Origin of the sequence: Streptomyces niphimycinicus, assembly GCF_018883605.1 — a bacterium.
GTDB lineage: Bacteria > Actinomycetota > Actinomycetes > Streptomycetales > Streptomycetaceae > Streptomyces > Streptomyces niphimycinicus.
This window is the reverse complement of the sequence record NZ_JAHLEM010000085.1, coordinates 1-1,315: the sequence shown is the minus strand read 5'-3', so window position 1 is coordinate 1,315 and position 1,315 is coordinate 1. Positions and strand designations below refer to the sequence as shown.

Here is a 1,315-nt window from a genome sequence, read left to right as displayed (position 1 = left end):
ATGGCCTACGCCCAGAGCCTGAGCGACTGGGCCGAGGCGCGTGGCTACGAGGCCGAAACCGTATGGGACATGTGCACCATGGCGGCGCTCGGAGTGCCGTACGAACGGGCGCAGTGGCGCCAGGTGCGCACCCTCAGCGGGGGCGAGCAGAAGCGGCTGGTGCTGGAGGCGCTGCTGCGCGGGCCCGACGATGTGCTGCTGCTGGACGAGCCGGACAACTACCTGGACGTACCGGGCAAGCAGTGGCTGGAGGAGCGGCTGCGCGAGACCCGTAAGACGGTGCTGTTCATCAGCCACGACCGGGAGCTGCTGGCCCGCGCGGCCGACCGGATCGTCAGCGTCGAGCCGAGCCCGGCGGGCAGCGATGTGTGGGTGCACGGCGCCGGTTTCGCCACCTACCACGACGCCCGCGAGGAGCGGTTCGAGCGCTTCGAGGAGCTGCGGCGGCGCTGGGACGAGAAGCATGCCCAGCTCAAACGGCTGGTGCTGGACATGCAGCGGTACGCGGCCCGCAGCGATGAGATGGCCTCCCGCTACCAGGCCGCCAAGACCCGGCTGCGGAAGTTCGAGGAGGCCGGGCCGCCGCCGGAGCCCCCGCGTAAGCAGGACATCACCATGCGGCTCGCGGGCGGACGCACCGGGGTGCGGGCACTGACCTGCCGGGCGCTGGAACTGGAGGGGCTGATGCGCCCCTTCGACCTGGAGGTCTTCTACGGTGAGCGGGTGGCCGTCCTGGGCTCCAACGGCTCGGGCAAGTCCCACTTCCTGCGGCTCCTGGCGGGCCAGAGCGTCGACCACCGGGGGGAGTGGAAGCTGGGCGCGCGGGTCGTGCCCGGTCACTTCGCCCAGACCCACGCCCATCCGGAGCTCTTCGGGCGCACGCTGGTCGACATCCTGTGGACCGAGCACGCCCGGGACCGGGGACGCGCGATGAGCGCGCTACGGCGCTATGAACTCGACCGGCAGGGCGACCAGAGCTTCGACCGGCTCTCGGGCGGTCAGCAGGCCCGGTTCCAGATCCTGCTGCTCGAACTGGCCGGGACGACCGCGCTGCTGCTGGACGAGCCCACGGACAACCTGGACCTGGAGTCGGCCGAAGCGCTCCAGGACGGGCTCGGGGCCTATGCCGGGACGGTGCTGGCGGTCACCCATGACCGCTGGTTCGCGCGGTCCTTCGACCGCTTCCTGGTCTTCGGCTCGGACGGTGTCGTCCGCGAGACGGCGGAGCCGGTCTGGGACGAGCGCCGCGTCGACCGGGTCCGCTGAGCGCTCCACTGGATGTGCCGCGCCGTGCCGTCGGTCGTCTGCGGCGCCA

The 1,315-nt window shown here is 71.6% G+C and carries 1 protein-coding gene; it reads left to right on the top strand.

Annotated elements, in window-relative coordinates; translation table 11 throughout:
- The coding region (locus KN815_RS10265) for an ATP-binding cassette domain-containing protein (RefSeq protein WP_216341462.1) at positions 1 to 1,266 on the top strand (1,266 nt) is incomplete at its 5' end.
- Positions 1,267 to 1,315: the final 49 nt, after the last annotated feature.